Genomic DNA, 25,635 nt, shown 5'->3' with positions numbered 1-25,635 from the left:
TTCACTCAGCTTGCAGTCCGGGAATTCTTCAGCCTGTTGTAATAGGTGCGGCTTCGAAGCCCGGCAAATATATTAAATGCGCCAAGCACCATAAACGCGGCCTCTACAATAACGGCCGGCGTGGAGCCGCTGAACAAAAACATACAGATAAGCGATAGGGAAACCAGCATAATGCCCATGCAGAGGTTCATCATGGACATATATAGTCCGCGATCAGCCGGATCGGCCACTCGGCGAGCACGAATACTGTACAGCGCAGCGGCAATTACGGACAGAACAAGGATAATGTACAGGACGTAGTGAATGACGGTTATCATGGAAGGCTCCTTTAGTTCGGCTATGTGCTCACGATGCAGCACAGCATATACGATTCGATCATTTACGATAACGGTATTGTATCATGATATGCTTGACTTTGCATCCAGATGGTCAATGCTGATCCAGATTTGCAGCACACCCTCCATGACCAGCATGGTCTTGATTTGGACTTTGTAATCTTTATCGCGAACGGTGTAAATTTTGTCGCTGAGGAGCGAACGGGTCAGCTTGCTGTCCGTATCGATATCAAACACGTTCCGGCCGCGAAGGGCTGCCAGATCTTCCCCCATGAGTTTTATGATATCCTTGCTGATCACGGGATCAAGAGGGGCTTTGGCGTCTTGCTCGCTGCGGATCTTGATTTCCTTGATGACCGTAGATTGTTTATTGTATTTTTTTAACGAATCGATATCTTCTTTATACTGCGTGATTTGGAGCTGCTGGGCTTGATTCGTTTCCCACAGTTTAGTGTAGCTTGCGTGGTAGATCGAGTTGTAGACGATGCTGCCGACGACCATCCCCAGCACGAAGATGGAAGCAACCTGATAGAAGGGGCGAAAGCGGTGGGCTGGGGGCACTCGCATAGGCTAGCTCCGGCTGGAGCAAACCCATTTTACGAGTTCGCTGCCCATATGCGCTCCGAGAAATGCAAAGCCAAGATATAATATTTGCTTGATCGCAGGGGATAAATTGCCGCCAAGCATATTGCTCTCGATGACGCGCATCGGATCGATGGTGCCTCCGATGGCGGCAGCAAGCGCCCATATCTTGATCCGGTCTGCGACCTCCAGCATGGTATGGGTGGGGGGCTGCAGGGACAGCACGGCACCCACGCCTCCCACCATAGCGCCCCCCAGGACGATGCCGAAGGCTATAAAAAAGTCCAGAATCGCTTTTGATAAAAAAATGCTCATCGCCTCATGTCTCCTCTCTTCTTAGGTGGATATCACGGCAGCCGCCTGTCCACATTCTCCCTAGTCTCATTCTATGGGCGGGCCTAGCATGATTATGATAAAATGGAATAAAGACTTTTAAAGATATTCCCGGGTTGACTATGAATATAAATGTACCGGCGAAAGGAAGGCGTTACGATGAGCTCTTTCGTGCATTTGCACGTGCATAGTGAATACAGTTTGCTCGATGGAGCGGCACGTATCGGTGACCTGGTGCGGGAAGCGGCAGCGCTTGGAATGAAATCGCTGGCGCTGACGGATCATGGCGTGATGTATGGGGCCATTCCATTCTATAAAGCCTGCCTGGCGCAGGGCATTAAACCGATTATTGGGTGCGAAGCCTATATTACGGCGGGTTCCCGCAAGGAACGGGGCAGCCGGAAGGATCAGCCGATCTATCACTTGATTCTGCTCGCCAAGAATGAGGTCGGCTATCGCAATTTAATGAAGCTCTGTTCGATCGGGCATCTGGAGGGTTACCATTACAGACCCCGAATCGACATGGAGGCGCTGGCTGCCCATCATGAAGGCATCATATGCCTCAGTGCTTGCCTGGGAGGCGAGGTCCCGCAGCATCTGCTTCATGGACGTGAAGCGGAAGCCAAGGCAGCAGCGCTTCGTTACCAGGCGATATTCGGAGATGACTATTACCTGGAGCTGCAGGATCACGGGATTCCGGAGCAGAAGCGCGTCAATCCGCAGCTGATCGCGCTCAGCCGTGAGACGGGTATTCCACTCGTAGCTACCAATGATGTGCATTACCTCACGGAGGAAGATGCCGAGGTTCAAGACGTTCTGATCTGTATCGGTACGGGCAAAACGGTGGAGGACGAGGACCGGCTGCAAATCCAGACCAACCAGCTGTATCTCAAGAGCGGCAGTGAAATGGAGCGTCTGTACCCCCATGTGCCGGAAGCGATACAGAATACAGCCAAGATTGCGGACCAATGCAATCTGGAGCTCGAATTCGGCAAATCGATTTTGCCGGAGTACAGCTCTCTCCCCGAGGGAAAGAATGCTGCGGAATATCTGCGCGAGCTTTGCCTGAACGGACTGCAGGAACGCTACGGGATTACAGAACGGTGGCAGGATGAGGCACTTCGGAGTGAGCTGGAGCAGCGTCTGAATTATGAGCTCGGCGTCATCGAGAATATGGGCTTCAGCGACTATTTTCTGATCGTATGGGACTTTATTGCTTACGCCCACAGACAGGGCATCGCGGTTGGGCCCGGCAGGGGCTCGTCGGCGGGAAGCTTGGTCGCTTACACCCTTCAGATTACAAATGTTGATCCGATGAAATATAAATTGTTGTTTGAACGCTTCCTGAACCCGGAGCGGATTACGATGCCCGATATTGATATCGACTTCAGTGACGAGCGCCGGGATGAGGTTATCGATTATGTGGTGGATAAGTATGGGAAGGAGCATGTCGCCCAGATCATCACGTTCGGTACGATGGCGGCAAGGGCGGCTGTACGCGATGTCGGCCGTGCGCTGAATGTGCCGTTCGGGGATGTGGACAAAGCGGCCAAGCTGATTCCTAACCATCTTGGCATCAGTATTGCCAAAGCGATGGAGCAAAGCCCGCAGCTGAAGGAGCAGTACGAAACAAGGCCGAAGGTGCGCGAACTGATCGACATGGCGATGAAAGTGGAAGGTATGCCGCGCCATGCTTCGACGCATGCCGCGGGTATCGTTATTTCACGCGATCCGCTGACGGATGCGGTGCCGCTGCAGGAAGGCAGCGAGAAGACAGCGCTGACGCAGTATTCCATGGAGAATTTGGAGAGCGTGGGCCTTCTTAAGATGGATTTTCTGGGTCTGCGGACGCTGTCCATCATCGAGCGGACGCTGAAATGGATTCAAGAATTGACCGGCGGGGCGCTTGATTTCGAACAGATACCGGATAACGATGGCAACACATACGAAATGCTGGGGCGCGGCGAAACCACGGGCGTATTTCAGCTTGAGTCCGCAGGTGTAAGGCGGGTGCTGAAAGATCTGAAGCCTTCGGCGTTTGAGGATATCGTATCCGTGGTCGCCTTGTATCGACCAGGTCCGATGGAATTTATACCGAGGTTTATCCAGGTTAAGCACGGCCAGATAGATCCTGAGTACCCTCATGAGGATCTAATTCCAATACTTGGCGATACTTATGGGATCATTGTCTATCAAGAGCAGATCATGCAGATTGCCTCGACGATGGCGGGCTTCTCTCTCGGGGAGGCGGATCTGCTTCGACGAGCGGTATCGAAGAAAAAGCGCGAGGTGCTGGACCGGGAGCGCAGCCACTTCGTTTCGGGCAGCCTCAAGCTTGGCTATAGCGAGGATGAAGCTAACCGCGTGTACGATATGATTGTACGGTTTGCGAACTATGGATTTCCGCGTGCGCATGCTGCCGCCTACGGCGTGCTCGCCTTCCAGACGGCTTATCTGAAGGCACATTATCCGGTTCCATTCATGGCTTCCATGCTGACCGCCGTTATGGGGAGTCACCGGAAGGTTGCAGAATACGTGCTGGAGGCTCGCCGCATCGATATTGAAGTGATGCCGCCCGATGTCAATGAAAGCGGGACATATTTTACGCCGGTCGTAAGCCAGTCTGAATCTGGCAGCCTGGATGAAGGGAGCCATCATTTCACCGAAGGCGGCATTCGCTTTGGGCTTGCAGCCATCAAGAACGTGGGCACCCAGGCGGTTGAGAATATCGTGGAGATACGCCGCGAGAAGCCGTTTGAAAGTCTGCTCGATTTTTGCCGCCGCGTAGACCTCCGCGTATGCAACAAGCGCGTGATCGAGTCACTCATCCAGGCCGGGGCCTTCGATTCCTTGCCGGGTCACCGCTCCCAACTGGTGGCCATGCTGGATGAGACGGTGGAGGCAGCTGTGAAGTGGCGTAAAGAGCGGGACGACCTGCAAATTCAGCTGTTTGACTTTGTTGAAGCAACCAATTGGGACATTGAATATCCTGACATCCCGCCTTATACGGCAGGTCAGCAGCTCGAATTCGAGCGTGAGCTTCTGGGTATGTATCTGTCCGGCCACCCGCTGGATGGATATGAAGATACACTGACGGAGTCGGGGGCCGACCGGCTAATGGACCTTCATGAAGCGGCAGACGAATCGATGGCTGCCGTGGCCGGTATGGTGGTTACGCTGAAGACGATTACGACCAAACAGGGCAAAGCGATGGCCTTCATGGAATGCGAGGACCAAATCGAGCGCTGCGAGGTTGTGCTCTTTCCTGAAGTATGGAAACGAAGCGCGCATCTGATTGAAAAAGGCGCCCTGCTCGCCATACGGGCCAAGGTACAGCTGCAGGATGAAGGCTTCAAGCTGCTGGCCGAAGAAGTGGCGCCGCTTGAAGCGCAGACGCTGCGTCAACTGATCCAGCGGAGCAAGGTCCGTGGAGCAGCAGGCGGCGGCAGGGGCAAAGCCGGGGGACCAGGATCAGGCAGCGGCGGGGCTGGAAGATCGGGTCCGGGTCCGTCAGGAGCACAGCCGGTTTCCACTGCAGTGCCATCGGCAGAGCCGGCCGCGGCACCGGTGAGCACCATGAATGGCGGTGAGACGACCCCGTCTGGAAACGAAGCCGTAAACAACCGCCATGCGTCCGAGAAGGATTCTCGTACAGACACAGCGAATCCTAAGGCTGAGCAGCGCGTGTTTGTGAAAATAACAGCCGATGCCGAGCAATCAGAATTGCTGGTGAAGCTGAAAGAGCTGCTGCAGCGGCACCCGGGACCTGTCGCAACGGTGTTATTTTACGAGCGGAGCCAAAAGGTCCTTGCACTTAGCGATGCCTACCGGATTAAGCCCTCGAAGGAGCTTTTTGCTGAAATGGAGGGCATGCTGGGACAAGATACCGTCAAGGTAAAATGATATCAAAATTTAAGAACGTTTCTAATCCCTCCCGCATACAATTAGGACACTACAGGAAACATTGGCCGAGTATCGCCAGCCCAACAGGCTCTCCACGACATTTAATCCAGTGGGGATTCGGCCAGAGACGCGGGGGGGATTTGTGATGTCAATTGATTTGGCAGAGAGCATGCTCAGCCGCAGGGGAGTCAGCGTAAGCTCCATCGCGGATATTGTGTTTCAGCTTCAGAAGCGATATCATCCGAAATTAACGATCGACCAGTGTGAGGAAAGCGTTCGAGCCGTACTTGGCAAGCGGGAAGTGCAGTATACGCTGTTTACGGGCATTGCGCTTGACGAGCTGGCAGAGAAGAAGCTGCTGCCGGAGCCCTTGCAGTCGATTATGGAACAAGATGAACCGCTCTACGGTGTGGATGAGACCATGGCGCTTGGTGTCACAAGCATTTATGGCATGATCGGACTGACCAGTTTCGGTTATTTGGACAAGGAAAAAATGGGTGTGATTGAGACGTTGAATGATAAATCCGACGGGATCCATGTGTTTTTGGACGATCTCGTTGCAGGTATTGCCGCTGCCGCTTCTTCGCGGATCGCGCATCGAAATCCCGATGCGGCCCTCTACTCTGCGGGTTCTGACTGATTATCGCGAGTGCTGTCGAATGATGCATAAGGGTACAAATTTGGCTTTCAGCCCCCTGCTCTCTTTGTTGAGGTAAAAACTGAAGTATGTTATCATTATCCATTATATCGGCTCAGGATATGCCTGTGGGACGAGATTAGGGGGATCTGAAAGGCATGTGGACGGTAATCTATATTGCGCCAACTGCAAAGGTGGCGGAAATGATCAAGACCAGGCTAACGGAAGAAGGTTTTTTGGTTCAAAGCCGTCCTGTGAATCTTTCCAAACAGCAGTTTGAGATTTTGGTACCCTCCGGAGAGCTTGAGGAAGTACAGGAAGTGTTGAATTCGATATTGCACCCCTAGTTTCACCTGGGTTACATAGCGAAGCAAGTGTACGGATCGGCGAAGTGCTATTTGCGGCGGCCATTCAAATTTACGGCTGGAGAGGTGTAGTTGTGTTTAAAGACTTGTTTCAGAAAAAAAGGAAATACGCAACGATCCCATCGGAACGACTTGGGACAGCGGGGCAGCCTCAGGAAGGCGAACGCCCGAAACGGGAAATTCCAGAAGGTCTGATGAATAAGTGTGCCAAATGCGGCACCATTCAATACAGCAAAGAGCTTGAGAAGAATCTGAAGGTCTGTCAGGAATGCGGACATCACATGCGTCTGAATGCGATAGAACGGATTAGCATGACGTTGGATGAGACAGGCTTCGAAGAATTTGATGCCGATATGATCTCGGTGGATCCGCTGCAGTTTCCTGGATATGCAGCCAAGCTGGAGCAGCAGAAGATGAAGTCCGGACTTCATGATGCGGTTATTACCGGTCACGGCTCCATCCTGGGCCAGCCCGTTGTTGTGGCTGTGATGAGCTTTGATTTCTTCACGGGAAGCATGGGCTCCGTCGTAGGGGAGAAAATTACGCGCGCCATTGAGTTTGCAACGGACAAGCGTTTGCCGCTTATTATTTTCTCTACCTCCGGCGGTGCCCGGATGCAAGAAAGTATTCTAAGTTTGATGCAGATGGCCAAAACAAGCGCAGCCCTATCCAGATTCAATGAACTGGGCGGGCTGTACATTTCAGTAATTACGGATCCGACGACCGGCGGCGTATCCGCCAGCTTCGCAACCCTCGGCGATATTAACATTGCCGAACCGGGTGCCGTATTCGGTTTTGCGGGCCGTATCGTTATTGAACAGACCATTCGCCAGAAGCTGCCGGACGACTTCCAGACAGCGGAATTTAATCTGGCACATGGTCAGCTTGACATGGTTATTCATCGGAAAGATATGCGCTCCATGCTTGGCAAGCTGCTGGAGATGCATTCCGTGAAAGGGGGATTCTAATGTCAGGCGAATTGCCTTTTGAAATGCCTCTTGCAGAAATGCGCAAGAAGATTGAAGAACTGAAACAATTCGGACAGGAAAAAGGGATCGATTTCACGGATGAAATCGCCCGCCTCGAAGAACGATATAGCCGATTGGAGGAAGAAATTTACACTTCGATTTCGCCTTCCCAAAAAATGCATCTGGCCCGTCACCAGCAACGTCCGACATCGCTTGATCTGATTCAATTGGTCTTCACCGATTTTATCGAGCTGCATGGGGATCGACTCTATGGGGACGATCTCGCAATCGTCGGCGGATTGGCCAAACTTGACGGCATTCCCGTTACGGTGGTTGGTCAGCAGCGCGGCAAAGATACGAAGGACAATATCGCCCGTTTCTTCGGAAGTCCGCATCCGGAAGGCTTCCGCAAAGCCCTGCGACTTATGCAGCAGGCAAACAAATTCAAGCGTCCGATCATCACCTTCATTGATACAAAAGGCGCATATCCGGGTAATACAGCTGAAGAAAGAGGTCAGTCCGAGGCGATTGCCCGTAATTTACGGGAAATGTCGTCTCTTGGAGTGCCTGTTGTTTGTGTGGTCATCGGCGAAGGTGGAAGCGGCGGTGCTCTTGCGATGGCCGTAGGCAACCGTGTGCTGATGCTTGAGCACGCGATTTATTCCGCGATATCCCCTAATGGTGCCGCATCCATTCTGTGGAAGGATGCGTCCAAGGCAGATCAGGCTGCGGAAGCGATGAAGATTACCGCGAAGGATCTGCTCGAAATGGAAGTCATTGAGGAGATCATTCCGGAGCCTAAGGGCGGTGCCCACCGGAACTATGAGGAGACGGCTGCCGCGATCCAAAGCGCCCTCATCAGCCAGCTGAAGGAGCTGTCGGTGATGGACGCCTGTGAGCTTAAGGAAGACCGTTACCGCAAATTCCGCAAGATCGGCGAATTTGACTTTGCGAAGGCCGAAAAGACGGAACAGGAAGACATTATACTGTAAAAGTCTGATGAGTATGTGACGATATGACAAAGTTCCTATACAAATGAGACTTTTTGTAGTAGATTTAGTTGTTGGAAAAAGAGATATAGAGAACCCTTTAATAAACGGAGGAAACCCAAAATGCGCAAAACAAAAATTGTATGTACCATCGGTCCTTCCAGTGAATCGTTGGAAAACACCAAGAAGCTCATTATGGCTGGCATGAACGTGGCTCGTCTGAACTTCTCTCACGGCGACTTCGAGGAGCATGGCAACCGGATTAAAAATATCCGCCAAGCTTGCGAAGAGTTGAACAAAACGGTAGCGATCCTGCTTGATACCAAAGGACCGGAAATCCGTACAGGTAAACTTGAAGTGGAACCGATTGAGCTTGTACAAGATGAATATATCACCCTTACTACCGAGGAAATCCTTGGTGATAAGAATCGTTTGTCCATTACTTACAAAGAGTTGCCGCAGGACGTTCAAGTCGGATCGACGATTTTGATCGATGATGGTCTGATCGGTCTGACCGTAGTGGAGATTGAAGGCACGGAAATCAGATGCCGCATCGTTAATGGCGGAACCATCAAGAGCAAAAAAGGTGTTAACGTACCGGGAGTTGCAATTTCCCTCCCAGGAATTACGGAAAAAGACGCCAACGATATCATTTTCGGGATCGAACAGGGCATCGATTTTATTGCTGCTTCCTTCGTTCGTAAAGCAAGTGACGTGCTTGAAATCCGCGAATTGCTGAAAAGACACAACGGAGAGCACATCCAAATTATCTCCAAAATCGAGAATCAACAAGGCGTTGATAACCTTGACGAAATCCTTGAAGTATCCGACGGTTTGATGGTTGCCCGCGGTGATCTGGGCGTTGAGATTCCTGCAGAGGAAGTTCCATTGGTTCAAAAACGCATGATCGAAAAATGTAACCTGGCAGGCAAACCTGTTATCACGGCTACGCAAATGCTGGATTCCATGCAGCGCAACCCTCGTCCTACCCGTGCGGAAGCAAGTGACGTGGCGAATGCGATTTTTGACGGTACAGATGCCATCATGCTGTCCGGCGAAACGGCTGCAGGTAAATACCCGGTGGAGTCCGTGTTGACTATGTCCCGTATTGCGGAAAAAGCGGAGTCTGCACTGAATTATCGTGAAATGTTCTTGAAACAGCGCATCGCGCAGGATACCAGCGTTACAGAAGCGATCAGCCAATCGGTAGCGATCTCCGCACTCGATTTGAATGCAAAAGCGATCATTTCGTCCACGGAGTCCGGTCAAACGGCTCGCATGGTATCCAAATACCGTCCAGAGGCTCCTATCGTCGCTGTAACGACTCAAGACAGAACGATGAGACGTTTGGCACTGACTTGGGGCGTGACGCCGGTTAAAGGCGAACAGGCTTCTTCTACAGACGAGATGTTTGATTATGCTCTGCAAGGCGGCGTGAAGTCCGGACTTGTTAAAGAAGGCGATCTTGTTGTCATTACAGCAGGTGTGCCGCTTGGCCGTTCCGGTTCTACCAACCTGCTGAAAGTGGATCAAATCCCTGCGCAGAAGTAATTTCGATTAACAGGAATCGCGAGATTCTGAATATAGCCGCATACAAGCAATGGACGATGAACTCTATCGACCATTGCTTTTTGCATAGATAAGGGGTGATGACATTGCCTAGCAAAGACGAATGGAGACCCAGCCGCTGGTACTGGACATCCTTTCGGGTGCGTTATCAGGAAAGTGATCAGATGGGCGTGGTATATCATGCTAACTACTTAAACTGGTTTGAGATGGGTCGAACCGAAATGATTCGTGAATTGGGATTTTCTTATCGCGGAATGGAAGAGGAAGGCGTATTGCTCCCGGTGGTTGACCTTGACATCAAGTACCGCCAGCCAGCCCAATATGATGATTTGGTTACGGTATTCACTCGAATGACTGCTTTCTCTCCGCTTCGAATACACTATGAGTATGAGGTTCGTCTACTGAGTGGGCAGGAGCTGGCTGATTTGGATGCCAGTATGATGTTCCCGGAATCCGGACTTCCCGGTGCATTGTTAACCGCAGGGGCTACCCGTCATGTATGGCTGAACCGTGAGTGGAAGCCGGCTCGACTGGATAAATGCGCTCCAAAGCTGTATGATGCATTGAAGGACACCCTCTTGGGGAGGAAGGAGTAGCTTCATGTTCAAATGGTTGCTGGCAGCATTCATCTTCGTGCCTGTCATTGAAATATTTGGTTTCCAATTCGTTGCGGATCGCGTGGGCGGTATGAATACATTTCTTCTGACATTGCTGACCTCTGCCGTCGGCGTTGCCATGATGAGGTTTGAAGGCCGCAAAGCGATGGAAGATGCCAAACAGAGAATGAATTCAGGTATGGTTCCCGGTGTTTCCATGGCGGATGGCTTATGTATATTTGCAGGTGGAGTACTTCTTATTCTGCCGGGCTTTGTCACTGACATTATCGGATTTACGCTGGTATTTCCACTGACCCGTCCGTTGTACCGAATTTTGCTGCTGAAGTGGATGAAGAAAAATATGAAGAACGGCAAGATTACGATTTTTCGCAGATAAATCCAAAAAAGGCTTCCCCCATATATGACCGGCCCATCAGGGGCCGGTCTATTTATATGGAGCACTGCACTTTCATGGAGCTCAGCGGCCTGTAAATTACATCTCTCCTCCATGGAGAAGTTAGGGTCAGTTACCTCACCCTGCCCCCGATAATGTAATTCCTGAGATCCTTGAATACATGGGCCCGCCGGAAAGCATCCACAATGACAAGCGAAACCGGACCAATGATCAGACCCAGAATGCCGAACAGCTTCAGTCCGACAAACATGCCGAACAAGGCGGCCAGCGGGTCTAATCCCACGCTGCTGGCAAGCACCTTGGGCTCCATGATCTGCCTGACGATCAGGATGATGCTGTACAGCACTGTCAGTCCGATGCCGAGCGTCAGGTCATCGGACATGAAGGCATACAGCGACCAGGGGATCAGGACGATTCCGACGCCAAGATAAGGGAGAAGATCCACCAATCCTATCAGAAGTCCGATGGCAAAGGCGGAATTGACGCCGAGTGCATACAGCGTGATCATGACGATAAAGGCCGTAATGGATATTAGGATCAGCTGGGCTTTGGCGAATCCGAACAACGCTTTTTTGAGGTCCGAGAAGATATAGGTCATGGGTTTATGGATGACGCCCGGAATCATGCGGAACAGCGCCCGATTATGACGCTCCCAGCTATTGCTGAGAAAGAAGGTGGAGAGCAGGACAACGATGAAAATCGTGCCTAAATTCGGCAGGTAATAAATAATTTGCAGAATTCCGTTAAAAATACCAGTAACCAGGTCGGTCACGGCCGTACCGATGGTTTGTGTAGTGCGGGTCACGTTTTGATTGATGGTTTCATGGTAGTTTGGGTTGTTCTGATAGAAGCGGCCGATCTCATTGACAATATTCTGGAAGCTGTCATTTTGCGTCCAAGAGGTAAGCCAGTCCATCCAGGCGTCGATATGCAGGTTGAAGGACTGGGAGAGGGTGATCAGCTCCTTGACCAGCCTCGTAACAGCTGCAGTCAGAATCAGCAGAGCCGCACCGAAATACAGCAGCAGGGACAATGAGACAGCCACCCAGCGCGGCAGCTTCATGCTCTGCTGGAGCAGGTTGACGCACGGATTCATGGCATAGGCGATGACCCAGGCCAGCAGGAAGGGGTAGAGCAGCGGCAGCAGTACATATATCAAATAGGCAGTCACAAAGATGGAAGACATCACCCACACTCCACGGCCGATGCGTTTGAGCATCAATCGTTCCATTGAATCACACTCCTTTTGCGGCTGACTTCAGGGACGAGCAGAATGGGCTCATTCTATACCTATGCGAGGAGTTTCAATATAAGGATAAAGAGTTCGAAAACGTCCATCTTCATGATTCGACAATGAGAAATATCATAGGTATAATGGAATTGTAAGTGATTTCAAAAAAATGTTTATGGTGTCGATAAAAAATAAAAAGCGCTGATGCGGCATTCTTATGCGGTTTGTTGTGGTTAACTACCCACATCTTTCCCACACTTTAGAATAGGCCATCCATCAGCGCATCTAATTTATCTACAGCTGCACGTTTCTTTGATTCGGTTACATGCAGGTATATATTCTTTGTAGTGGTGTCGTTCTTGTGACCGAGCATGCTTTGTATCTCAGTGATCTCTACTCCAGACTCAGCCATCAAAGAAGTGTATGTGTGTCTTAATGAGTGGGGAGTGATCGAGGGAGGTAATTTTGCCAAGCTTATCACTTCGGACATGTACTTTCTAACTTCACTAGGTCGGATCGGCAAACCTGAGCAGCTTCCTTCATCAATGAAAATATATTCAGATCTATCATCGAACCACTTTCGGTATTCCATCTTAAATTCATTTCTCCACGCCATCTGCTCATTAAATACTGATATCACCCTTTGGCTTACATCTATCTTACGGATAGATGATTTATTCTTAGGGGTATGAAGGACGTGCTTCTTGAGTGATCCTTTTACATACAAAGTTTTAGTAACTGTTATACGTTTCTTAAATTTGTCGATGTCGTTTAATTTTAGTGAACAAAGTTCCCCTAACCGCATACCGGTATAGGCTAAGATGAAAAGTATTCTAAATCCTTGTGGCGATCCATATTCCCTGGCGGTCTTTAGTAATAAGGCTAATTGTTCCTTCTCCAAAAACTCTGGAAGTTCCTCAAAGCTTTCAAGTTCCTCGACTGTCTTTTTAAATGATGGCACTTTAGCGAACTGGGTGATATCCTTACTTACTACTTCTAATTCAAGAGCTTTTTGAAATATCATCTTCATTACTGCATGAAAATTAGATATGGTGTTCTTGGATTTCTTATCTTCCTTCATTTTGTTTAATTCCTGTTGATACTGAGCAGCAGTGATTTCAGTCATGTATAACCCGCCGAACTTCTTTTCAGTACTCTTTATAACACTTTCCCTCAAATAAACGGTGTTTTCTTTCACATCAGTCGCTTTATATAACTCAATCCATTGTTTGGCGAAGTCTGAGAAGGTTATCTTCTTCTCTTCTATGTATATTCCATTAAGAATTCTGGCTTTGATTTTAATACCTTCGTTATAAGCTTCTTTTTCTGTAGCGTATGGTCCAGCCTCTTTTTGTTTTCTTTTTCCTGTCTCAGCATTTTTGACGCTGTATCTAAAGTAATACTTCCCGTCTTTCTCTCTGACGTTTCTATACTTAGTTGCCACATGATCACCTTCTTAGTCTTTGTTCAATGATCTTTCCATAAGTATGTTGAACATCTTAACTTCTTCTGTAGGTAATTGAAGGATCAACTCAATTGCTCTTTTTCTATCTTCGTCTAAATCTAAATTATGTATGGAATTAATTTGTTCTAATCTGTTTATAGAGTTATCGAAAAGTAAATCATCAATAGTTACATCAAGAACCTGGGCAATATGATCTACCTTACCCATACGCGGTTCGTTTCTGCCGTTTTCCCAATAACCTACAGTAACACCAGATACCCCAACGCGTGAGCCTAACTCTTCTTTGGAAAGTCCTCTCAGCTCCCTGTATTTTTTTAAGTTTTCAGCAAAATTAATTTTATTCACTATTGATTCTCCTTCACTATTTATAAATACACTTTAACACTATTTATATAGAATTACCACAGTTTTTCTAACTTATACTTAAAAAAAATCATTTTTACGGTTGACACCTAACTTTAACTTAGGATATATTGGTCTCAAGGAAGGAGGTGGCAGGAATGGCCAGTTTCAACCGGAGGACAGTTCGAGAATGGAGGGCGTATCGAAGACTTACTAAATCTGAAGTTGCGAAACAGATGGAAGTTCACACTCAGACGTACAGTCGAATGGAAGATAAGCCTGAAAACATTACTTTGACACATGCTGTTAAATTGTCTTCAGTTTTTAAGTGTGATCCTAAAGAGATCATTTTTTTTGAAGAAGAACCTAACATTATGTTAGAAGTAGTGAACTGATCTAACTTTGAAGGAGGGAATCACAATGAACGCAACTGAATTACCACCGGTATGCAAGATCGCAGATGTTATGGATTACTTCCAGTTGAGTAGAACGACCATTTATCGGCTGATCAAATCCGGGAAGATCAAAAGTTACAAGTATGGCAACAAACCAAGAATCAAACGGGAATGGGTTTTGGAATACGAAGCGGAGCTGGTGGGCTCCGCTGATGTGGAAGAAGGTGCAGTATGACTCAATTAGTGTTCATCGATAACGGAAAAACAGTAACGGATAGTCTGACAGTCGCTCTAGTGTTCGGGAAGGAACACGACAAGGTGATGCGTGATATCAGAGAACTCGAATGCAGCAAGGAATTTTCACTCGCCAATTTTGGAGAGTCAACATACACGAATGATCGAGGTCGAACATATCCGAAGTACATCATAACCCAGGACGGATTTTCATTCCTTGTAATGGGTTATACGGGCAAGGAAGCAGCTCGTTTCAAAGAAAAGTATATTGCCGAGTTCAACCGGATGCGAGATAAGGTGAACAATCTTCCTGCAAGCCCATTAAAAGCTCTGATGCAAGCTACTCATAATCTGCTTGCCAGTCAAGAATTGATAGTCGAGCGCTTGGACGAAGTCGAAGAGAAGGTTGAAAAACAAATCACTTTAAACAGTGGGGAGCAACGAAGATTACAAAAGGCAATTGCTCAAAAGATTTACAGCATTGAACCTGACGAAGAATTCCGAAGTGAGTTATTCCGACAGCTATACAAGGAAGTTAAAGACCGTTGGCAGGTTCCGAGTTACAAAGACATCCTTCGGCAGGAATTACAGAGTGTTCTGAAATATGTAGAAGCCTGGGTGCCGATTCGCCGAGCTGGATAATAAATCGGAAATGGAGAGTGACGACATGAAAGAACTCGCTATCCATACTATCCATCGCAGATTAGCTGAAGCAGCATACATGCATATGAACCACACGACAGGCCGCATCAAGATTGAGAATATCCCAGCACGTCTTATTGAATTGCTCTTATTGCAGAATTACATGTTGATTCGCCAATATGACGAGCTTCACGAGTTGTCTATGGTAGCTTATACGGCTGGTGATATGGATTGGTTGCATAACATTTGCGAAGCCATTGAATACCTGAAAGATGAATCTTTAACCAAGAAGGGAGAATGGAAATGAACATTATCGTGAGTACATGGAATGCACTGACTACAGGTGAGAAAATGGCCGTCCTGCAGTACGCAGCATCGGAAAACAAAAAGAAATGGAGCCGGTGAACATGTGGATCCATGAAATGAAAGCTATCGAGAAGACGGCTTATGGTTTCGTGAAGATCACAAAGGAAGACTTGGAAAAGCTCGGTCTTGTCAAGAAAGACGAGGACGAAGGGGATGAACCGGATGATCAAGTGTGAAGGATGCCATAAACCGGCTAAATACCTTGTCTACGAACATAAAGAACCACATTGCCTTGAATGCATGCTTGATGCAGTTGAATGCAAGGGATGGGTGGAATTGAGGTCAATCGATGAACATGCAAACCAGATGCAAAGGGACTCATAGTTTTGAAGACGTATTTTCATTACAGCTTGCTGGAGGAAAGATGCTTAACCCTGAAAGTGACAATCCGACATTCGTGTTCCCGTCAGATGTTCACTATTCGGAGTACAAGAGGCATAAACGGAATTTGAAGGAGGCTGGCGAACGTGGATCCGCTGAACAAAGTGATAAACCGGCTGGAAGGTCTGCAACACGAAACGAGCACCGCTGGAAACTCGGCAGCAAGCATTATATGTGAAGCTGGTGATTTCATGCGTGAGCTTCCGGAGATTATCGACCAGCTAAAACAGGTTCAGATTGATTTAGACATGAAAAAAGACCATGGCTGCAACCATGATCTTTGAGTAGTAGTTTTATAAAAATTTCTTACGGTCACAATATCACATTTTTTAGGAGGTTGTAAAGGGATGAATCCATTGATGCAGGAAGAATTGGACGAAATCGAGCAACAGGAAATAGAAGAACGGCAGAGTTTCCGGGTCACTGACCTGGATTCTCTAAACTGGGTATTCCGTAAATTGGCGGCGATTGAAGCCAAGAAAACCGAAGTGAATAAGCTGGCGGCTGCTGAAATCTGCCGTATTCAAGATTATCAAAAACGTGAACTTGATAAGTTGGCAAAAGACGAAGAGTTTTTCCGCACTCATATTTCTGCATATGCTTCTATGCGTAAAGAAGCTGATCCAAAGTTCAAGTCCGAGAAGACTCCATATGGTTCCTTCACCTTGAAGAAGCAACAGCCTAAATGGAACTACGATGACGCGAAGCTTGTTTCATGGCTTGAGTTTAATGATTGCGAGGACTTGGTTCGAATCAAAAAAGAACCGGCTAAGTCTGAAATCAAAAAGATGTTTGTTGTAACGGATTCTGGCGAGGTCGTGGATCCTAACGGGCAAGTGGTCGAGGGGATACAAGTGGAATTCCGTGGTGATGAATTAGTCATCAAACCGGAGGTGTAACGTGAGCAAAGAGAAGTTGTACCAAAAGATCAGTAATGTCATGAAGGATGTTGACTACCTTCAAAAGGATGATCAAGTCGCATTTGGTAACACGAAGTACAAAGTGATCAGCGAAGAAAAAGTAACGTCAACGGTACGGGAAAGCTTGATCAAAAACGGTCTTGTTATTTTCCCGATCGAACAACTTCATAGTCGTGAGGGGACTCTTTCAACGGTCGATGTTAAATACAAGATCGTAGACACTGAAACGGGAGAATATGAGGTTCTTGTTTCTTCTGGTACTGGAGCTGACACACAAGATAAAGGTGTAGGTAAAGCAATGACTTACGCCTATAAATACCTATTGCTTCGGACGTTTGCTATTCCAACAGGCGAAGACCCGGATAAGATCAGTAGTGCAGAATTGGACGCAAAAGAATTGCCAAATGAACAAAATGAACCGCAAAAAAACAATCAAACAAAACGAACAGCAGCACAAGTAAAACGCTTGTTTGCCATAGCGAGCAGTAAAGGATTCAGTACTGCCGATGTAAAGAAAGTAATCATGAAGGATTACAACAAAACACAAGCTTTTGACTTGACTAAAGAAGAATACGACGAATTGTGCAACCGGCTTGAGTCGGCTGGGAAGGAGTAATCAGAATGATTAACAGATCAGTTTTAGTGGGGCGACTCACAAAGGATCCTGAATTGAAATACACACCTTCGGGGGTTGCAGTAGCTCAGTTTACTCTCGCGGTGGATAGACCATATACAAGCCAAAGTGGGGAACGGGAAGCCGATTTTATTCCGGTAGTGGTATGGAGGCAATTGGCTGAGACATGCGCTAACTACCTACGTAAAGGGCGTTTGACAGGTGTTGAGGGCCGCATTCAGGTTCGAAGCTACGAGAACAATGAGGGCAAGCGTGTTTATGTAACTGAAGTTGTTGCTGATAATGTGCGGTTCCTGGAGTCCAATCGTCAACAGGATCAAAACAAGCAAGACCCATTCCAGGGAGAAGGGGAACCGGTTGATATCGATGATCGAGATCTTCCGTTTTAAGGTGACACATGCACATTACTGATATCACAAACGAGATACACGCCGCATCTCAACGACTCAGCAAGTCCGCTGATGCACTCTTTGAACTAGGCCGTGAAAAGGCAGAGACAGAACGTGAGTACCGCTCAGAGCTTGCTAAAGAGATGTTGAGACTCAAAGCGGAGGGAATGCAGGTCACTCTTATCACAGATATAGCAAAGGGCAATGTGTCGGAAAGATTGTTCCAGCGTGATTTAGCTGAAGCAAGATTTAAAGCCGGTATAGAAGCTGCCGACGCTATTAAGATACAAGTTTCAGCATTACAGACGATCCTAAAATATCAATCGGATATCTAGGAGGCGGTCACATGCAATTTGGGTTCAACCCAGCACCGAAACCAACAAGCCGCCGTAGGAAGCCCACAACCAAGATGCGTGGGCGTATCGAGCCAGAAGTATATGCGGCGGCTATGGATCGTTCTGGAGGCTTGTGTGAGCGTTGTGGAAAGTACGGCAGTCATGAGTACCAAACATTACAATGTGCTCACCTGATTCGGCGTTGGAAGATTGAAGGAGAAACAACCGTAAACGATGTAGCCATGCTATGCGGTCCTAGTGTAAATACTGGGACCTGCCATAACTGGATTGATTACACCGCAGAGGGTAAAGCCTGGGCCGAAGAATACCGGCAGCAGTTATACGAGAAAGCGAAAGAGAGTGAGGGGTGACAATGGCGCGGCCTCGCAAAGAAGGTATGGACTACTTCCCTCATGATACGGATGCCGTGAATGATACCAAGATTGAAGCGTTGCGAATGCTCTATGGAAATGACGGATACGCATTTTACTTCATCCTGTTGGAACTCATTTATAAGCAGCCTGATTTTGAGTTAGACGTTTCTGACGCAGAAACTATTCAGATACTCGCCAAGAAAGTAGAAGTAACACCGGAGAAATTCAACAATATGATGCAAACTGCAATCAAAAGAGGTTGTTTTGATCCTACTTCATATCATGAAAGATGCGTTTTAACCTCTGAAGGTGTGAAAAAACGGTCAAAAGTAGTGGTTGATAAGCGAGAGAAGATGCGGAAAAAGTCCAGTAACGGCGCGGAAAACGAGTTACTGAATGATTCCTGTGGAGTTTCTGACGCAGAAACGGGGGAAGAAAGTACACAAAGTAAAAGTAAAAGTAAAAGGAAAGTAAAAGAAAAAGTAAAGATAAATAAAATACATTACGCAGAATTCGTAACTCTTTCTCAGGAGGAACATGACAAGCTCATTTCCTCCCATGGGGAAGAGAAGACAAAACGAATGATCGATATCCTTGATAACTACAAAGGAGCAAACAACAAGAAATACGCAAGTGATTATCGAGCTATTTTAAACTGGGTTGTCAAACGAGTAGAAGAGGAGGGGCAACGTGAACGCCAACGATCTGAACCTTTCTCCAGAGGACAAACAACTACTGGTCAATACAATGCGAACGGCTCCAACTATTCCAGCTCGAACGGTAAGCCGGTCTCCGATCCAAGGAATGCTTCGGGAACTGGAGAGCAATCACAAGATAGAGGAAATCAAAAGGCCCCTTCGAAGTACGACCAGTTTGTTCGCAGATGACCAGTATGAGGGAACGTACTGCTGCATTAAATGTCGTCAGGAAATAACGCGATCATACTTCACTTTTAAAAAGCAGTGGGGATTAAACAAGGCTTGCTCCTGTGTGATAGCTGAAGGTGAGAAAGAAGAGAAAGAGCGAGAACGGCGATTCCGAAGAGGACAGATGGAACGTGTTTTTGCACGAAGTATCATGAACGAAGATTTAAAACAAGCATCCTTTGATAACTTCATATCCCGCACAGGGACGGAATCGGCCCTCTCAGGCGCTTTAGAGTTCTTGAAGACATATGAGTCCAGAGACACGGGATTGCTCCTCTACGGTCCTCCTGGTAACGGGAAAAGCCATCTCGCAGCTGCTATCCACCATGAATTAACCAGACAAGGCTATGTGTGTTTGTTCCTTGACGTTCCCCAACTTATGAAACTAGCCAAAACAGCTAGCAGATTTGATTCAAAAGTTACACTCACAGATATTATTAACGGCGCTGTATCTTGCGATCTTTTAACGCTTGATGAACTTGGGGCAGGAAGCATAACTAGTGAAGAATACAAAGATGTATTGTTCCCAGTACTGAATGGGAGACAGGGCAAGATAACAAACCTAACCTCCAATCTTAGCCTAGATCGGCTAGAAAGTTGGTTGTACAGAGACAAGTACGGAAATATCGTCGATGAAGAGGGTAGGTTATTTGACCGGATCCTAGGTGGCTCTGACATATACGAGAACACAGGAACATCGAAGCGCCGAGAGGATGCTTTAAAACGAATGAATGGAGGATGAACAACGTGATGGAGACCAAGCAAGACACTGAACTTATAAATATCATAATGAACTGTGAATTGGATTATGACTATCGAATCCACGCAGCCAAAGAGGTAATAAAGCGAATCGAGGAGGGCGACACAACATGCAAAACTTGCATAACCCGCATTTAGGAGATATCGATACATTCATAAAGGAAAACAGTGGTTTAGTTGCTCAAGTAGCCAAAAGGTCATTTCATAAGACAAGACACAAGGTCGAATTCGATGACCTAATGCAAGAAGGATTTATTGGATTAACGAAAGCATATTGCAATTACACTCCAGAAAAAAACACAACATTCTCTACCTATGCCTATTACCATATTTCTAATCAAATTATGAGGTATATAGCAGAACGAGTTCCGATGATTCGGGTCCCAAGATATATCTACGAGATCAGCGGCATGATTTTAAGAATGAAATTGGAGAATGCAACGCCAGAGGAAGTATCTGAAAAGATACCCTGTTCATTAAATGTTGCAAAACGAGCCCTAGATAATTTAAAAGGCAATATGGTTATGTCATTGAACACGATAGTCGCAGAAACAGACACCAGAGAATCGGAACTTATGGATACTTTGCCGCATGATGATGACTTTACTAACTTAAATGTCGAAGAGTTTATTAAAAGTCTGAATGATGAACTTCGAGAAGTTTTAATATTGGCTTTAAAGGAAAAGTCACAGATGGAAATTGGTGTTGAGTTAGGGTTTTCACAAGCTCAAGCATGGCGTCTAATGAACAAAATTAGAAAGAAGGCTCGAGATTTCTTCGATGAGGGGATAGCTTAATGAACCGGCTAATACTCCCAGGCACGGCACCAAGCGTAAACCACATGTACCAAAACACAGGTGGCAAACGGAGGATGAAGATTCTAAAACCGAAAGCGAAAGCCTGGTTTGACGAGACCACTTTACTCGCCAACCTATGGCGTGCTAAAAATAAGTGGCCCACAGCCAATGGAAAGGTCATAGTGCGGCTTTGGTACTATTTCCCGGATGCTAGGAGGCGTGACACACATAACACCTTAAAAGCGCTCCTAGACGCCTTAGAAAATGGATTGATTTACGAGGATGACAAACTAGCGTTACCGCGAATTATGGATTACGAAATTGACCGGAAGAACCCGAGGATCGAAATAGAGTTTGAAGTGGCTGGATAATACGCTCAGTCCGTACCCCGTTACACCCTATAAACCAAACTGGTGTTCAGTGAATACAAATTATGGATATTAATTTAACCCCCAAAGGAGCGATAAAGGATGCAAGGAAAAGCGAGTGAAATCTTTGTTACGCAAATCAAGACGATAGAAAATGACCTTGACCTTCGTATCACAAAGTTTTTAAGCAATAACCCAACCTTCCAAATTATAAAGATGGACTTCACATCAGTCATGATGGTTCGCGGAAATCATCAACAACAAACTCAATATGTCAGAGATTCGGTATTTATTACTTACAAACAATATTAACCCCCTTACCCTATATACCAAAAAAAGCGAAGGAGTGTAGGCAATGTACGATAGATTACTTGAAGTAACAAGACAAAACGAATATGGGAGTTTGCATAAAAGAGATATTGACTGGCTCATTAATCAAGCAAAAACACTAAGGGTAATAGCAAACCGTTGGATTGAAATCGAAACAAACGGAACAAGAGAAGAAGCTGACGATTTTTATAGCTTTGTTCAAGACACCCTATCTGATCAATAATTCATACCCCATATAAGGAGAGATAACATGAAAGTTTGCATAGAAAACAATCTGTACATTGAATCGGACGGCATGCAATTTATTTTGAAGGAATACACAGGTAAACAATCGGTCGGAGAAAACGGAAAAACAACGGACTTATACAAGACATATGGCTATTACCCTACGGTAGGAAGTGCACTGAACAAGGTCGTAAAGATGAAAGTCATGGACAGTACTGCACATACGCTTGGTGAGCTTTTGAGAGAGGTTGAAGGCATTAGGGAATACATCGAATCCACCGTAACGATATAGGGGCTGTATAAGCCCCACAATAGACTATAAGGAGAGATAACGGATGCTAACAGCAGAAAAAGTAAACAGGTTTTCAACTGAGACATATCAGAACTACCCAGGAATCGACGTCATTAATATTAAGTACCAAGGTGATGATAATTCATTTACCAAGAGTATGACATTGGCTGAAGCAAAGGAATTTGCGCGTGAATTGCAGGAAGTTATTGACGAGTTTTAGCCTAAGGAGGGCAGATAACAATGAGCGAACAGAACAAGATAGACGAGATAAAATCTGAACACCAAATAGCAGAAGAGCTATTTAGAAGGAAGCCCCAGATGAAGGATGTATTCAATCCAACGCACGATTGGATTGGCTACCTACTGGCAGAGATCGAACGCAAGGATGAAGCGCTGAGGTTCTTCCTTGACGATGACAATTACATGCCAACGTATGAAAGCCCTACTGGAACAATGTTCTCAGCAGTTGAAAAAGAAGGCCGTAAACGCGCTAGGGAAGCCCTATAAACCCAAACCCAAGGAGGGATAAGACGGAATGACAGAAAGAAAATTGTGCGTGAGCTGCAGAAGAATTTATACAGCGTTCTACCTCAAAGGCAAACCCGTTTGTCTGCTCTGTCGTGATAGAGGGTCTATTGACTAGAAAGTAGGTGGTGCAGTGAAAAGAATCATCTATGTTGCTGGAGTCAATCGGAAGCACCTAGCAGAACAAGCGAACAGCGTCCCTTATTGGCTCCTAAGCGCCACACTGCTTCGCAGATATCCGAGCTGGCTAGAGTCTTATATGCGAAATAGAACGGTCATATGGGACCCTGGGACATTTACAGAGGATTGCATTTCATATCAAGGGTATCGCGCCTATTTGGACCGACACGCCAAGTCTAAGCATATGTACATGCAATATGACGAGATCGGCAATCCAGAAGCTACAGAATGGTACCTAAAGGACATGAGGCGGCGGGGGTATGAACCTATCCCGATCCTACAGCCGGGCGGAGATAGGAGCTTACTGCAGAAAGAAAAGATGGTTTTTATCGGCGGTACGGTCCCAATGTCAGAAGGTGAACGGATGAGGTATCTGGACAGTATCCTGCTACAACCAATCTGCGCTCGGGTCCACTTACTCGGAATGATGAAACATGAATGGTTTGCTCCTTATCAGGTAGCAGTGCAAGGAGATAACACGAGCTGGATTCCCCGGAGTGAATGGAATCGGCGTAAGTCGATTGAAGAATGGATGAGGGAATACGGAGAACAGTGGATACCACACAGGCCGCGTGATGCGGTACAAATGGCACTTTTTTAGGAGGATCGATATGTATCCAGTCGGATCATTAGAATACAGAATCATCTATCACGCTCTATGTGCGTTGTCGTTGAATTGGCATAACGATGACAGGGATGCGATTGAGATTGCACAGATTCATGGGGTGTCGGTATCAGACGTGCACCAGACGTTGGAAGCTTTGTATACGGATAACCCTGATCCAGATGCAATTTAACCCCAGGGGAGGTTAATATCCTCCCTACTTAACTATAAGGAGGTATAGAGGATGAAGGGATTGACGGAAACTGAACGCCAAGAAATCAGAGAGGCTCATATATTTTACAATGCCCAAGGTGTCCCGATACTTGACGATCATGTGGAGAAAGCGTTGGATTCTGAACGTGTTGCTTGGTCTGAGATAGAGAGACTACGGAATGCCCTTGAAGAAGCGTCCAAAGAGTATATGTACGGGCAAGGAACTGGAACACAAGTGGCGCGAAGAATGTATAAAATTCTTAGTTTAGCAATTGAAGAAAAGGTATAGAATCCTGTAAACCCTATATACGGCTACCACTCCAAAGGAAAGGATGTTCAATATGAAAGAATGGATGAAAGGATTGCAAAATAAGTTTTGTGGAGTAATCAAGCATGAGGACGCTGTAAAGTACCTGAACGATAGTGAGAAGGCCGATTTTAACTATATGTGTCACAAGATCGAATGCGGACGCAAAAGGGATGGGAAACGCCCAGTTAATGCCTATCTGATTATTAATGTGGATGAACCATATGCCGAAGAAGTGGCAGAAATCATGAAACGAAACGGACATTGGGGCTAACTCCATCCCTTTAGAGAGGAAGAAGAGAAGATATGGGAAAAGCAGTTTACTTAACAGATTATGAATTACAGATGATTTACCAAGCATTTGATCCGGCTAATATTGGATTTGACGGAGATCCAGATGAAGACCGAAAGATTGAAGTTTCGGAGAAAATACGCAATAAATTTGAAAAAGCACTATGGAGGTAATCCCGATCTATTGGAGGGTGAGAAGATATGAAAGAGACTGTCTTAGGAATACGATGTCCGTTTTGCACGGAACGCTTAAAAATGGAATCGTACAGCAAGATGAGACCGGGGGCTTACCCGCCCAAATTCACCGTATTTTGCGATAACGATAAATGTGATGTTAAACCAAGCACAATCGATACCAGTCCAACGGCTGCATTTGCAGACGTTGAAGCATGGGGGTGAGGGTGGATATGAATAACCAAGGGAAATCAATCTATTTTACAAAGCCTGAAATAGGTTACCTTAGTCTCATTTTACAAAACATCGATTCTTTCATTGATGAAGAGGAACGAGAAATACAAGAAAGCTTGATGAATAAAGTGACGAAAGCTTGGGAGGTAACCCATGAATAACCAAGTAAAGCTAATAGAGTTGCTAACTGAAAAAATGTTAGCGCATAGGGCGACAAAAGAAAGATGTTGGAAACTGGGAGACAAAACGAACGCGCACCATCAAGAGGGTCGTGAGTTTGGATTGCAGACCGCGATTGACATTCTATCCGAACTCGACACCCCACCAGTACCCACCATTAAGCCGGGAGATAAGGTAAAGTATAAGCCTAATTCTGAATTGGGATTGGGTGAGGTCAGAGGGATCGATGTTTACGTGAAGTTTGAAAAATACGGACTTGCAAGCCGTATAAGCCCCGGTGATTTGGAGGTAGTGGAATGAGTAGAGACTGGCGAAAGGATATCGAGTTTTTGAAGAGTCTTCAATCAGAATTAAACAGTCAGGTAAATGATTGTCAGGCATCACCGCGCTTTTGGGTGGTTGGTGATTATAGATGGGTTGAATGCAGTCAAGATAACGCTGAAAGATTTTCTGTTTATCTGCCAAGTGCCGGAGAATCATACGAGCTTAATGGTTATCTTCAAGAAATTAAGGAAGATAAAGAATTGTCCGGCGAAGCCTATGAGGATTTCGAAGATATAGGTTGCGAAGATAGCGCACTTGAATGGATCCAGACGTACCAAGACGAAGATGCTCATCTTTGTCCAGAGCGTAAAGAGCATTTCGTCAGGGAAAACACGATGTTTCTAACCAAGTCGGAAGCCAAACAACATATCGAACTGAACCATTATCACTATACAAAAGAAGCCCATACCTATGCCATGACAGCATGGAGGGCGCCAGCAGTAGAGCGGTTGTTACAGATTCTACATGAATTTGACTTTGATTCCCTTTACCCAAAGGAGGCGTAG

At 46.6% G+C, this 25,635-nt stretch carries 42 protein-coding genes; 36 read left to right on the top strand and 6 right to left on the bottom strand.

Going from position 1 to position 25,635, the window contains the following annotated elements; translation table 11 throughout:
• Nucleotides 1-5: 5 nt before the first annotated feature.
• The 3 genes from M2277_RS04255 to M2277_RS04245 all read right to left on the bottom strand — a co-directional run bounded on the left by M2277_RS04255 (nt 6) and on the right by M2277_RS04245 (nt 1,232).
• Entirely contained in the window at nt 6-317 is a 312-nt protein-coding gene (locus tag M2277_RS04255) for a YtpI family protein (protein ID WP_006212050.1), read from the bottom strand.
• 81 nt (nt 318-398) lie between these two features.
• Complete coding sequence (locus tag M2277_RS04250) at nt 399-902, bottom strand: sporulation membrane protein YtrI (protein WP_036643308.1); 504 nt, start codon at nt 900-902, stop codon at nt 399-401.
• A gap of 3 nt (nt 903-905) precedes the next feature.
• Entirely contained in the window at nt 906-1,232 is a 327-nt protein-coding gene (locus M2277_RS04245) for a YtrH family sporulation protein (RefSeq protein ID WP_006212048.1), read from the bottom strand.
• Between the two features lie 177 nt (nt 1,233-1,409).
• On the opposite strand from M2277_RS04245, the gene M2277_RS04240 reads away from it, so the two are divergent.
• The 8 genes from M2277_RS04240 (at nt 1,410) to M2277_RS04205 (ending at nt 10,674) form a co-directional block, all read left to right on the top strand.
• Nucleotides 1,410-5,153 carry a DNA polymerase III subunit alpha gene (locus M2277_RS04240; RefSeq protein WP_280754240.1) on the top strand — a complete coding sequence of 1,248 codons (3,744 nt, stop codon included), beginning with the start codon at nt 1,410-1,412 and terminating at the stop codon, nt 5,151-5,153.
• A gap of 145 nt (nt 5,154-5,298) precedes the next feature.
• A complete protein-coding gene (locus tag M2277_RS04235) occupies nt 5,299-5,793 on the top strand; it encodes a phosphatidylglycerophosphatase A family protein (protein WP_006212045.1) in 495 nt (164 codons plus the stop codon).
• A 155-nt stretch (nt 5,794-5,948) separates the two neighbouring features.
• Nucleotides 5,949-6,137 (top strand): hypothetical protein, encoded by a 189-nt coding sequence (locus M2277_RS04230; protein WP_006212044.1) that lies wholly within the window; start codon nt 5,949-5,951, stop codon nt 6,135-6,137.
• A gap of 92 nt (nt 6,138-6,229) precedes the next feature.
• Nucleotides 6,230-7,123 carry an acetyl-CoA carboxylase, carboxyltransferase subunit beta gene (gene accD / locus M2277_RS04225; RefSeq protein WP_006212043.1) on the top strand — a complete coding sequence of 298 codons (894 nt, stop codon included), beginning with the start codon at nt 6,230-6,232 and terminating at the stop codon, nt 7,121-7,123.
• Nucleotides 7,123-8,115 (top strand): acetyl-CoA carboxylase carboxyltransferase subunit alpha, encoded by a 993-nt coding sequence (locus tag M2277_RS04220; RefSeq protein ID WP_036643304.1) that lies wholly within the window; start codon nt 7,123-7,125, stop codon nt 8,113-8,115. Before accD ends, M2277_RS04220 begins: the two co-directional genes overlap by 1 nt.
• Before the next feature lie 120 nt (nt 8,116-8,235).
• Nucleotides 8,236-9,663 carry a pyruvate kinase gene (gene pyk / locus M2277_RS04215; protein ID WP_006212041.1) on the top strand — a complete coding sequence of 476 codons (1,428 nt, stop codon included), beginning with the start codon at nt 8,236-8,238 and terminating at the stop codon, nt 9,661-9,663.
• A 98-nt stretch (nt 9,664-9,761) separates the two neighbouring features.
• Nucleotides 9,762-10,277: an acyl-CoA thioesterase gene (locus tag M2277_RS04210; RefSeq protein ID WP_481857753.1), complete on the top strand. Its 516-nt coding sequence runs from the start codon at nt 9,762-9,764 to the stop codon at nt 10,275-10,277.
• A 4-nt stretch (nt 10,278-10,281) separates the two neighbouring features.
• Nucleotides 10,282-10,674 carry an FxsA family protein gene (locus M2277_RS04205; protein WP_036643301.1) on the top strand — a complete coding sequence of 131 codons (393 nt, stop codon included), beginning with the start codon at nt 10,282-10,284 and terminating at the stop codon, nt 10,672-10,674.
• A gap of 130 nt (nt 10,675-10,804) precedes the next feature.
• Here the strand turns inward: M2277_RS04205 and ytvI are convergent, their stop codons facing one another.
• From ytvI to M2277_RS04190, 3 genes are all read right to left on the bottom strand, one after another.
• Nucleotides 10,805-11,923, bottom strand: a complete 1,119-nt coding sequence (gene ytvI / locus M2277_RS04200) for a sporulation integral membrane protein YtvI (protein ID WP_006212038.1) — start codon at nt 11,921-11,923, stop codon at nt 10,805-10,807.
• A 259-nt stretch (nt 11,924-12,182) separates the two neighbouring features.
• Nucleotides 12,183-13,367: a tyrosine-type recombinase/integrase gene (locus M2277_RS04195; protein ID WP_280754238.1), complete on the bottom strand. Its 1,185-nt coding sequence runs from the start codon at nt 13,365-13,367 to the stop codon at nt 12,183-12,185.
• A gap of 12 nt (nt 13,368-13,379) precedes the next feature.
• Nucleotides 13,380-13,733, bottom strand: a complete 354-nt coding sequence (locus tag M2277_RS04190) for a helix-turn-helix transcriptional regulator (protein ID WP_280754237.1) — start codon at nt 13,731-13,733, stop codon at nt 13,380-13,382.
• 155 nt (nt 13,734-13,888) lie between these two features.
• Here M2277_RS04190 and M2277_RS04185 point away from each other — a divergent pair, with 155 nt between their 5' ends.
• The 28 genes from M2277_RS04185 (at nt 13,889) to M2277_RS04050 (ending at nt 25,635) form a co-directional block, all read left to right on the top strand.
• Nucleotides 13,889-14,125, top strand: a complete 237-nt coding sequence (locus M2277_RS04185) for a helix-turn-helix transcriptional regulator (RefSeq protein ID WP_280754236.1) — start codon at nt 13,889-13,891, stop codon at nt 14,123-14,125.
• A gap of 25 nt (nt 14,126-14,150) precedes the next feature.
• On the top strand, nt 14,151-14,360 hold the full coding sequence (locus M2277_RS04180) for a helix-turn-helix domain-containing protein (RefSeq protein ID WP_280754235.1): 210 nt from the start codon (nt 14,151-14,153) through the stop codon (nt 14,358-14,360).
• On the top strand, nt 14,357-15,001 hold the full coding sequence (locus M2277_RS04175; protein WP_280754234.1) for a Rha family transcriptional regulator: 645 nt from the start codon (nt 14,357-14,359) through the stop codon (nt 14,999-15,001). Before M2277_RS04180 ends, M2277_RS04175 begins: the two co-directional genes overlap by 4 nt.
• Nucleotides 15,002-15,026: 25 nt before the next feature.
• A complete protein-coding gene (locus tag M2277_RS04170; protein WP_280754233.1) occupies nt 15,027-15,308 on the top strand; it encodes a DUF7667 family protein in 282 nt (93 codons plus the stop codon).
• A 100-nt stretch (nt 15,309-15,408) separates the two neighbouring features.
• Nucleotides 15,409-15,543, top strand: a complete 135-nt coding sequence (locus tag M2277_RS04165; RefSeq protein ID WP_280754232.1) for a hypothetical protein — start codon at nt 15,409-15,411, stop codon at nt 15,541-15,543.
• A 291-nt stretch (nt 15,544-15,834) separates the two neighbouring features.
• The gene (locus M2277_RS04160; protein ID WP_280754231.1) at nt 15,835-16,032 is read left to right on the top strand and encodes a hypothetical protein; all 198 of its coding nucleotides are present in this window, start codon (nt 15,835-15,837) and stop codon (nt 16,030-16,032) included.
• A gap of 63 nt (nt 16,033-16,095) precedes the next feature.
• On the top strand, nt 16,096-16,647 hold the full coding sequence (locus M2277_RS04155) for a host-nuclease inhibitor Gam family protein (protein WP_280754230.1): 552 nt from the start codon (nt 16,096-16,098) through the stop codon (nt 16,645-16,647).
• 1 nt (nt 16,648) lies between these two features.
• Complete coding sequence (locus M2277_RS04150; protein ID WP_280754229.1) at nt 16,649-17,284, top strand: ERF family protein; 636 nt, start codon at nt 16,649-16,651, stop codon at nt 17,282-17,284.
• Nucleotides 17,285-17,289: 5 nt separating this feature from the next.
• Entirely contained in the window at nt 17,290-17,691 is a 402-nt protein-coding gene (ssb, locus tag M2277_RS04145) for a single-stranded DNA-binding protein (protein WP_280754228.1), read from the top strand.
• Between the two features lie 8 nt (nt 17,692-17,699).
• A complete protein-coding gene (locus M2277_RS04140; protein WP_280754227.1) occupies nt 17,700-18,026 on the top strand; it encodes a hypothetical protein in 327 nt (108 codons plus the stop codon).
• A gap of 11 nt (nt 18,027-18,037) precedes the next feature.
• Nucleotides 18,038-18,397: a hypothetical protein gene (locus M2277_RS04135; protein ID WP_280754226.1), complete on the top strand. Its 360-nt coding sequence runs from the start codon at nt 18,038-18,040 to the stop codon at nt 18,395-18,397.
• Between the two features lie 2 nt (nt 18,398-18,399).
• Nucleotides 18,400-19,287 carry a DUF4373 domain-containing protein gene (locus tag M2277_RS04130; protein WP_280754309.1) on the top strand — a complete coding sequence of 296 codons (888 nt, stop codon included), beginning with the start codon at nt 18,400-18,402 and terminating at the stop codon, nt 19,285-19,287.
• On the top strand, nt 19,205-20,068 hold the full coding sequence (locus M2277_RS04125) for an ATP-binding protein (protein WP_481857762.1): 864 nt from the start codon (nt 19,205-19,207) through the stop codon (nt 20,066-20,068). Before M2277_RS04130 ends, M2277_RS04125 begins: the two co-directional genes overlap by 83 nt.
• Nucleotides 20,069-20,195: 127 nt before the next feature.
• Nucleotides 20,196-20,882: a sigma-70 family RNA polymerase sigma factor gene (locus M2277_RS04120; RefSeq protein WP_280754224.1), complete on the top strand. Its 687-nt coding sequence runs from the start codon at nt 20,196-20,198 to the stop codon at nt 20,880-20,882.
• On the top strand, nt 20,882-21,253 hold the full coding sequence (locus tag M2277_RS04115; protein WP_280754223.1) for a RusA family crossover junction endodeoxyribonuclease: 372 nt from the start codon (nt 20,882-20,884) through the stop codon (nt 21,251-21,253). Before M2277_RS04120 ends, M2277_RS04115 begins: the two co-directional genes overlap by 1 nt.
• Nucleotides 21,254-21,352: 99 nt before the next feature.
• Nucleotides 21,353-21,562 carry a hypothetical protein gene (locus M2277_RS04110; protein WP_280754222.1) on the top strand — a complete coding sequence of 70 codons (210 nt, stop codon included), beginning with the start codon at nt 21,353-21,355 and terminating at the stop codon, nt 21,560-21,562.
• Nucleotides 21,563-21,605: 43 nt separating this feature from the next.
• Nucleotides 21,606-21,803, top strand: coding sequence for a hypothetical protein (locus tag M2277_RS04105; protein WP_280754221.1), 198 nt, complete (start codon nt 21,606-21,608; stop codon nt 21,801-21,803).
• Between the two features lie 27 nt (nt 21,804-21,830).
• Nucleotides 21,831-22,097 (top strand): hypothetical protein, encoded by a 267-nt coding sequence (locus M2277_RS04100; protein WP_280754220.1) that lies wholly within the window; start codon nt 21,831-21,833, stop codon nt 22,095-22,097.
• Nucleotides 22,098-22,140: 43 nt separating this feature from the next.
• Complete coding sequence (locus M2277_RS04095) at nt 22,141-22,317, top strand: hypothetical protein (protein ID WP_280754219.1); 177 nt, start codon at nt 22,141-22,143, stop codon at nt 22,315-22,317.
• A 20-nt stretch (nt 22,318-22,337) separates the two neighbouring features.
• A complete protein-coding gene (locus M2277_RS04090; RefSeq protein WP_280754218.1) occupies nt 22,338-22,604 on the top strand; it encodes a hypothetical protein in 267 nt (88 codons plus the stop codon).
• Nucleotides 22,605-23,413: 809 nt separating this feature from the next.
• Nucleotides 23,414-23,599 carry a hypothetical protein gene (locus tag M2277_RS04085; protein ID WP_280754217.1) on the top strand — a complete coding sequence of 62 codons (186 nt, stop codon included), beginning with the start codon at nt 23,414-23,416 and terminating at the stop codon, nt 23,597-23,599.
• A gap of 51 nt (nt 23,600-23,650) precedes the next feature.
• Nucleotides 23,651-23,908: a hypothetical protein gene (locus tag M2277_RS04080; protein ID WP_280754216.1), complete on the top strand. Its 258-nt coding sequence runs from the start codon at nt 23,651-23,653 to the stop codon at nt 23,906-23,908.
• Nucleotides 23,909-23,960: 52 nt separating this feature from the next.
• Nucleotides 23,961-24,200, top strand: a complete 240-nt coding sequence (locus tag M2277_RS04075; RefSeq protein ID WP_280754215.1) for a hypothetical protein — start codon at nt 23,961-23,963, stop codon at nt 24,198-24,200.
• A gap of 32 nt (nt 24,201-24,232) precedes the next feature.
• A complete protein-coding gene (locus M2277_RS04070; protein WP_280754214.1) occupies nt 24,233-24,391 on the top strand; it encodes a hypothetical protein in 159 nt (52 codons plus the stop codon).
• A gap of 27 nt (nt 24,392-24,418) precedes the next feature.
• Nucleotides 24,419-24,616 (top strand): hypothetical protein, encoded by a 198-nt coding sequence (locus tag M2277_RS04065; protein ID WP_280754213.1) that lies wholly within the window; start codon nt 24,419-24,421, stop codon nt 24,614-24,616.
• 8 nt (nt 24,617-24,624) lie between these two features.
• A complete protein-coding gene (locus M2277_RS04060; protein ID WP_280754212.1) occupies nt 24,625-24,786 on the top strand; it encodes a hypothetical protein in 162 nt (53 codons plus the stop codon).
• Nucleotides 24,779-25,105, top strand: coding sequence for a hypothetical protein (locus M2277_RS04055; protein ID WP_280754211.1), 327 nt, complete (start codon nt 24,779-24,781; stop codon nt 25,103-25,105). Before M2277_RS04060 ends, M2277_RS04055 begins: the two co-directional genes overlap by 8 nt.
• On the top strand, nt 25,102-25,635 hold the full coding sequence (locus M2277_RS04050; RefSeq protein WP_280754210.1) for a hypothetical protein: 534 nt from the start codon (nt 25,102-25,104) through the stop codon (nt 25,633-25,635). Before M2277_RS04055 ends, M2277_RS04050 begins: the two co-directional genes overlap by 4 nt.

Origin of the sequence: Paenibacillus sp. LBL (genome assembly GCF_029893715.1) — a bacterium.
Lineage (GTDB): Bacteria > Bacillota > Bacilli > Paenibacillales > Paenibacillaceae > Paenibacillus_AQ > Paenibacillus_AQ glucanolyticus.
The sequence above is the reverse complement of the archived record's forward strand: the minus strand, read 5'-3'. Positions and strand labels throughout refer to the sequence as shown.